Here is a 7737-nt window from a genome sequence, read left to right as displayed (position 1 = left end):
TGCTGCGCTACCTGACGAACTACTACAACCATCAGCGACCACACAGTTACAACGGATACAGAACGCCAGCGCAAGCCGAATCGCTGGCCGGATAAACCTAAACCAGTGTCCAGATTTTGTTGACCACTACAAGGGGGACGCGAGGCAGGACGCCGAGCGAGGCACGGCGGGACAGGGATGTCCCGTCGTGACGTGCCCCCGGAGCGGCGCCGGAGTGAGGGCAGTCTTCGCGCAGCGAAGACCCGGATGACGGGGCGCGCTTTCTTTTGCTTACTTTTCTTTGCCGCGCGGCAAAGAAAAGTGAGGCGCCGTGAAAGGCGCAACCTGTAGGCCTGGCCGAAGAAAGTGCGGCGTCCGAAACTCCAGATCGTGAAGCCAAAAAGCAAAAGCATCGCCCGCAAGCGGGCTCCTACAAAAGGCAGCCAAATTCAGCGTCCAAACACCGTGCAAGGCGCAATCTGTCGGTCGGGCCGCGAAAGCGCGACGTCCGCATCAGACACGCGTAGCAGCGTTCCGACACAAGCGTAACCCGCTCTGCCCGCCGCCCTCTCCAACCCACGGAGAGGGCAGCGAACCGAGCCGCCCGGCCTGGCGATGCCGCTCCAGGCCTTCCCGTTCTGCTGGCGGAATGCTTTTAGCTCTGCACATACACCGCATGGGTATGGGTGTACTCGTACAACCCATGCTTGCCATCCGCACCGCCGATGCCGGATTTGCGCACCCCGGCGTGGAAGCCCTGCATCGCCTCGAAGTTTTCTCGGTTGATGTAGGTCTCGCCGAAATCCAGCCCGGCAGCGGCCTTCATGGCGGTGGAGAGGTCGCGGGTGTAGATCGAAGACGTCAGGCCGTATTCACAGTCGTTGGCCAGGACGATGGCTTCGTCCAGGTCGTCGATGATCTGCACCGGCAGCACCGGGCCGAAGACTTCCTTGCGCATGATCTCCATGTCGTGCGAGCAGTTGGCGAGCAGCGTCGGCTGGTAGTGGAAGCCCTTGCCCAGATCCGCCACCGCGCCGCCGGTGACGAGCTGCGCACCCTGGCTTTGCGCGGTGCGGACCATCTGTTCGACCTTACGCAGCCCGGCTTCGTTGATCAGCGGGCCCATTTCCACGTCGGCCTGGGCGACGGGGTCGCCATAGCGCGTTTCGGCCATAGCGCCGGCGATGCGCTCGATGAACCGGTCGGCCACGCTGCGCTGCACGTAGACGCGCTCGGCACAGTTGCAGACCTGCCCGGTGTTGATGATGCGCGACGCGCGGATCGCCGTGACGGCGAGGTCCAGGTCGGCATCGTTCATCACGATGGCCGGTGCCTTGCCGCCCAGCTCCAGGTTGAGCTTGGTGACGTTCTGCGCCGCGGCGGCCATGATCCGCTGGCCGGTGCCGACGCTGCCGGTGAAGCTGATCATGTCGATCCTGTCGCTGCCGGTCAGCGCGCTGCCGACGCCCGCGCCGCTGCCGCAGACCACGTTGAACACGCCCTTGGGCAGGTCGGTCTCGGCCACCAGCCTGGCGAATTCGAAGCAGTTGTTCGGCGTCTCCTCGCTGGGCTTGATGACGATGGTGTTGCCGGTCACCAGCGCCGGCGCCATCTTCCGGGCGATCAGGAAGAACGGGAAGTTCCACGGCAGGATGCCCGCCACTACGCCCAGCGGCTTGCGAAACAGGAAGATGTTTTCGCCCGGGCGGTCGCTTGTGATGATCTCGCCCTCGATGCGCCGCGCCCATTCGGCCATGTAGTCGAGGTAGTCGGCGGTGAAGTTGACTTCGACCAGCGCCAGGCTCTGGATCTTGCCGCCTTCCTCGGTGATGACGCGCGCCAGCCGCTCGGCGTGCTGGCGAATCTTCGCGGCGATCGCCCGCAGGTAGCCGGCGCGTTCGATGGCCGGCTTTTGCGCCCAGCCCTTCTGCGCGGCGCGGGCGGCGGCGATGGCGCGTTCGGCGGTCGCCGCGTCGGATTCCGGCACGCGGGAAAGCACCGCTCCAGTGGCCGGGTTGCGTACCTCGATGAGGTTGTCGCAGGCGACGAAGCTGCCGTCGATGTAGTTCTGGTAAGTGGTTACGTCAGTCATGTGGCGCTCCTGGATACGGTCAGTGGCTGGCGGTTTTCTGGGTGAGCACGGGCAGATCCGTCGGCCCGTTCTCCAGACGGTCGTGGGCACGCTTGATCAGGTACTGATGGATCTGCTTCATCTGATCCATCGTGAACGCCTCGGCGAAGGACGGCATGCCATCAGGGATGCGCGCGCCGTGGAGGATGCCGAGGAACTGCTCGTGCGTTTGCGGCGAGAGCATGCGCAGGTCCGGCAGCACGCCGCCGCTGACCGCGTGGATGCCGTGGCACTGCGAGCAGTAGCCGTCGTAGAGCTTGGCGCCGGCTTCCACCGTGGCGGCATCGGCGGTCAGCGGTGGCGGTTGCGGGGCGTCCGGGCGCGGTGCCGGCTCCTGCAGTTCGGCGGTGCCGCCGAGCTTGTAGGTCAGCACCTGGGCATAGGGTTGCACCCCGGCGCGCAGCGACAGGGCACCGGCGAAGGTGGCGAAGGCGCCGCCCCAGCCGGCCATGAAGGTCACGTACTGCTCGCCGTCGACGCTGTAGGTGATGGGCGCGGCCATCACGCCGCTGGCGGCCGGTTGCTCCCAGAGCTTCTTGCCGGTGTCGGCGGCATAGGCGATCACGCGGCCGTCGGCGCTGCCCTCGAACACCAGATTGCCGGCAGTGGTCAGGGTGCCGCCGTTGAAGATGGTGACGTAGGGGACTTCCCAGGCTTGCTCCTGCTTCACCGGGTCCCAGGCGATCAGCTTGCCGGACCAGGTGTCGGCGTACTTGGCCAGGCCTTCCGGGTCCTCGGGCATCATCCCGGTCTTCAGGCCCAGCTGGTACATGCTCTTGAATTTGTTGCGGGCGGGCGCATCCGGCACGTGCTCGTACCAGGCGGACATGATGTGCGCCGGGATGTAGACCAGCCCGGTGTTCGGGTTGTAGGACATGGGGTGCCAGTCGTGTGCGCCCCAGAAGCCGGGCTGGACCAGCTTGGCCTTCTTCTCGCCCTTCCAGTAGGCCGCCGCTTCGTCGTCGACGATGGGCCGACCGGTCTTCATATCGACGCCCTTGGCCCAGTTGATCGGCACGATGTTCTCGGCCGAGAGCAGCTCGCCGGTGGCGCGATCGATGACATAGAAGAAGCCGTTCTTCGGCGCCTGCATCAGCACCTTGCGCGGTTTGCCCTCGATCTCCAGGTCGGCGAGGATCATGTGCTGGGTGGCGGTGTAGTCCCAGGCGTCGCCCGGCGTGGTCTGGTAATGCCAGACGTACTCGCCGGTGTCAGCGTTGACCGCGACGATGGAGGACAGGAACAGGTTGTCGCCCTTGCCCTCGCTGCGCCAGACCGGGTCCCACAGCGAGCCGTTGCCGACGCCGATGTAGAGCAGGTTCAGCTCGGGGTCGTAGGCGAAGGAATCCCAGGCGGTGCCGCCGCCACCCTGCTCGACGAACGCGCGGCCGTGCCAGGTTTTCTTGGCGATCTCCATGCCCTTGCCTTCGGCGGGCTTGTCCGGGTCGCCGGGCACGGTGAAGAAGCGCCAGGCCTGCTCGCCGGTCTCGGCGTCGTAGGCGGTGACGTAGCCGCGCACGCCGAATTCGGCGCCGCCGTTGCCGATCACCACCTTGCCGTTGACCACGCGTGGCGCGCCGGTGATCGAGTAGCTGCGCGCCTTGTCGTAGCGCGTATCGACCGACCAGACGCGCTCGCCGGTCTTGGCGTCGATGGCTTCCAGGCGGCCATCGAGCACGCCGACGTAGACCTTGCCCTTCCATACCGCGACGCCACGGTTGATCGCATCGCAGCAGGCCTCGCCCGCGCGGGCGCGGTCGGACTTGGGGTCGTACGTCCAGATTTCCTTGCCGGTGCGCGCGTCGAGCGCATAGACGATGGAGAACGGGCCGGTGGTGTACATCACGCCGTCGACCACGATCGGCGTGGCTTCGACGCCGCGGTCGATGTCGAGCTTGTAGCTCCAGGCCAGGCCGAGATCGTCGACGTTGTCGTCGGTGATCTTGTTCAACGGGCTGTAGCGCTGTTCGCCATAGTCGCGACCGTGGCTCATCCAGTTGCCGGGTTCGGCGTCGGCATTGGCGATGCGCTGGCCGTCGACTTCGGCGGGCATGTCGGCGGCGATAGCCGGCAGGTTCACGCAAGCCCCGAGCAAAGCGGGCAGCAGCAGGCGCGGTAAACGGCGGGGAAGCAGAGGCGCAGGCGTTTCGGTAGGCATGGGGATTCTCCCTGTTCTTATTCGGTGGCCGGGCTAGCCGGTACGAACAGGGAGAGCAACGCCTGTGCCAGCGTCGAGCGAACCGCGCAAAGCCGCGTCACGCCTGGGTTTCAGGCGCGGCAAAGCGGTTCTGGCGAGCGAAGTGTCGCGGGGCGGTGTTGCAGCGCACCGCTACAGGTGTAGCGCTGTCGCGGTGCGCTGCAACAGCCTCAGGGCTTGGTCGGCGTGAGCAGCAGCCGGCGGGTTCCGTAGACGGCGTCGAGGTTTTCCGGCTTGAACGGGAAGCTCATGTACTGCCCCTTCAGCCAGGCGTCGATGCCGTCGGCGTAATGCGGGCTCGCCGGATTGCCGGACTGGCCGGAGCTGTTGAGCGCCAGCATCGGCTCCTCGCGACCGAAGTCGACGATCAGCCGCATGGCGGGAATCAGCCAGGTGTCGAAATCCATGCCCCAGTGGTAAGCCGACACATTCAGCGTGCTGTGGTCGCCGCCAGCCGCGTACGGGCCGCGATCCAGGTAGCCGCCGAGCGCCTGGATGCCGGCACGCTGCCCGGCGCTCATGTACGGGGCGAGCTGGGTGGTGCCGCTCGTCCAGCGGTAATGGTGCAGCTTGCCCCATTGCCACCCGGCAGGATCGGCCCCAAGGCGGGCCTCGAGTTCGCTCATGCTGGCCGCGAGCGTACGCGCGAGGATCGCCGGTTTGTCTTCCTTCGCCGGGGTACGGAGGTCATCCCAGAACGGGCTGTCGTCGCGGCCAAGCAAGTGGTCGGCCTGGGCGGAGTACGAGTTGTCGGCGGTCTGCACCAGCCCGCGCCAGGCCGGCGAGTCGACCGGCCCCAACTCGTCGAGGAAGATTTCCCGCGCGCTCTGCTGGAGGAACATCCCGTACAGCGCGGCATCGGCCGAGGTCGCAGCCAAATGCCCATCGAACGCCATGAGCCGATCCAGCGCCCGCTGGGCACGGGCACGCTCGGCCGTCGGTAGCGCGGCGATGGCGGCGGCGAGCGGTTGCGCCATTCCCGGTCCTTCGAACATGGTCTTCAGCTTGGCGGCGAAGGGGGTGGTCTGGTCGTACTGCATCGCGATGACACTGCGCGTGTCGTGCCCGCCGCGCGCGGCCAGCTCGCCCAGGCGCTCATAGCGCTCGGGGTAGAACCATGAGCTGGACAGCTGCATCCCGTAGCCGCGCGGGACCGTGCGGTGATTGGCGGTGCCGAGCCAGCCCTGGGCCGGGTCCTGGTCGTAGGGATGCAGCATCGGGTCGGCGAAGCCATCCCAGTCGTAGCGCGCGTCCCAGCCGGGCGACGGCACCAGGCCGAGCCCTTCCTTACGGTTGGGGTAGCGGCCGGTGACCTGCCAGCCGATGCCGTTGGCGTCCGCGAAGAGGATGTTGAGGCCCACCGCGCGGATGTCACGAGTCGCCTCGAACGCCTCATCCACCGACTGCGCCTGCGACAGACGGAAGAAGGCATCCAGCGATTGGTCCGTCTCGAACTGGGCGGTCCTGAGGGCGAGCCCGTAGCCACTGCCGACCTGCAAGGGTTGCAACGGATACTTGCGTTCGCCGAGAACGGTATTGAGCAACGGCCCGTTGCGCGTCTCGTAGAGCGTTTCGCGAATGGGTCGCTCGCCTTTGACGAAGAAGGTCTCCTGTCGCTCCCGCGCCGGCAGCCACTTGCCATCGGCCAGGTACATCAGCCGATTGCCTTCGCGGCGAACCCGCTCGAGAAACAGGTCCTGATTGTCGCCCATGACCATCGTCATGCCCCAACCGAGCTTGCCGTTGAACCCGGCCACCACCGCCGGCACGCCAGCGATCGACACGCCTGCCGCCTGGAAGCGCGGCGCACGGAGGTGCACGTAGTTCCAGTAGGACGGCATCGACAGCGGCAGGTGCGTGTCGTTGGCCAGCAGGGGTTTCCCGCTGCGGGTACGGCTGCCGGCGAATGCCCAGTTGTTCGAGGCCGCCACGCCGAGCAGGCCCAGCGAGGCGACCTGCCCCGCCGTGTCGTGCAGCGCGGCGAGCCCGGGCATGCGGCCGTCGAGCTTCAAGCCATCGAGCTTGGCCGCCTCGTCAAACGGCAACGCCTCGTCCGGGTAGATGGGCAGCAGCCAGCCGAGCTTGTCGGCGCCGACCTTCTGGGCCATCGCCAGGGAGGCGATCTCTTCCTGCAGGTTGACGGCGAGCCCGAAATTCAACAGGGCGAAGATCAGCACCGAGTCTTCGGGCGTCCAGTATTCGGGACGGTAACCAGCCTCGGCGAGGTCCATCGGCAAAGCATCACGGTGGCGGAACAGGTAGGCGTTCACCCCACGGGCATAGACCTCGAAGATTTCCTTGGTCCGCGGCGATGCGTTGCGGTAAAGGACCTCCGCACTGCGCCGCAGATCGACCGCGCGCATGAAGCGATCGATCTCCAGCACCCCCGGACCGACCATTTCGGCAAGTCGCCCCTCGGCCATCAGCCGCATGCTCACCATCTGGCTCAGCCGATCGGTGGCATGCACCCAGCCCAGCGCAAAGATGGCGTCGTGCAGGCTGGTGGTCTCGATCAGCGGCATGCCGAGCGTGTTGCGCCGCACGCTCACGCTGCTGGCCAGGCCGGTGACCGGCTGGATGCCGTGCTCGGGCGGCAGGCTGTCACGGTAGCGACTGTCGAGGAACGCCTGACAGCCCGTCAGGCCGAGCATGGCGCCGAGCGCCAGCGCTAGCAGTGGAGAAGGCACACGCAATGACATCGACGGTTCCTCGGCGGGATCGAGCGATTGAAGGGTGAAGCGTAGTCGGTAGGGTTCAGGCGGCCCGTGACGCGGGTGGCAGCGCCTCGTCCAGCAGCCAGCGGGCGGAACGCCGCGCCTGCGCCTTGTGTTGCAATTCCAGCGCGCTGAAGCGGGCCTCGTGACGACGCCGCTCGGTGCGATCGAGCGCCTTCCAGGCGGCATGCGTCGGTACGCTTTCGGTGGCTTCGTAGAGCTGCTGGAAGACCTGGCAATGCGGGTCCTGGCTGAGCCCGGTGTCGTAGTTGTCGATCAGCACCTTGATGCGGATCGCGCCTTCGATCAGCGGCAGCTGCTCGTCGAGCAGGCTGCTGGCGAGGATGCGCAGATCCTCGGCCAGCGCCGCCTGACGCTCCGCCCTCGCCTCGACCCGTTCGCGCTCGTTGCGCCAGACCCGGCGCCACAGGTACAGCGCATAGCCGCCGAGCAGGACGACCGCCCCCAGGGCCAGCACGAGCGAAACGAGGACGAACGTACTCATGGGCCGATCAAGCGCCGTGGCACTTCTTGAACTTCTTCTGGCTGCCGCAAGGACAGGGATCGTTACGGCCGACGTCCTTCAGCGGGTTGCGCACCGGCTCGTGGTGATGATTGCAGTGCGGGCCGTGCACATGGCCGTGGTTATGGTCATGGTCATGATCGTGGTCGCAATCGGGGCCGTGGACGTGGGGTTGCTGGTTCATGGGTGGTTA

5 protein-coding genes are annotated in these 7737 nt (G+C 66.5%); all 5 read right to left on the bottom strand.

Translation table 11 applies throughout. The features are described from left to right. Positions 1 to 634 precede the first annotated feature (634 nt). The 5 genes from aldA to D7325_RS03460 all read right to left on the bottom strand — a co-directional run bounded on the left by aldA (position 635) and on the right by D7325_RS03460 (position 7728). Complete coding sequence (gene aldA, locus D7325_RS03480; protein WP_120994074.1) at positions 635 to 2071, bottom strand: aldehyde dehydrogenase; 1437 nt, start codon at positions 2069 to 2071, stop codon at positions 635 to 637. Positions 2072 to 2090: 19 nt separating this feature from the next. Further along, positions 2091 to 4268, bottom strand: a complete 2178-nt coding sequence (locus D7325_RS03475) for a PQQ-dependent dehydrogenase, methanol/ethanol family (protein ID WP_120994071.1) — start codon at positions 4266 to 4268, stop codon at positions 2091 to 2093. 209 nt (positions 4269 to 4477) lie between these two features. Then, positions 4478 to 7006, bottom strand: coding sequence for a penicillin acylase family protein (locus tag D7325_RS03470; protein ID WP_120994069.1), 2529 nt, complete (start codon positions 7004 to 7006; stop codon positions 4478 to 4480). 55 nt (positions 7007 to 7061) lie between these two features. Then, positions 7062 to 7526, bottom strand: a complete 465-nt coding sequence (locus D7325_RS03465) for a DUF2489 domain-containing protein (protein WP_120994067.1) — start codon at positions 7524 to 7526, stop codon at positions 7062 to 7064. 7 nt (positions 7527 to 7533) lie between these two features. Beyond that, the gene (locus D7325_RS03460) at positions 7534 to 7728 is read right to left on the bottom strand and encodes an SEC-C metal-binding domain-containing protein (protein WP_120994065.1); all 195 of its coding nucleotides are present in this window, start codon (positions 7726 to 7728) and stop codon (positions 7534 to 7536) included. Between the last annotated feature and the right edge of the window lie 9 nt (positions 7729 to 7737).

The organism is Stutzerimonas urumqiensis, from assembly GCF_003640395.1.
In the GTDB taxonomy this organism is placed as follows: Bacteria; Pseudomonadota; Gammaproteobacteria; order Pseudomonadales; family Pseudomonadaceae; genus Stutzerimonas; species Stutzerimonas urumqiensis.
Note: the sequence above shows the minus strand (reverse complement) of the source record. Positions and strands in the feature narration are given on the sequence as shown.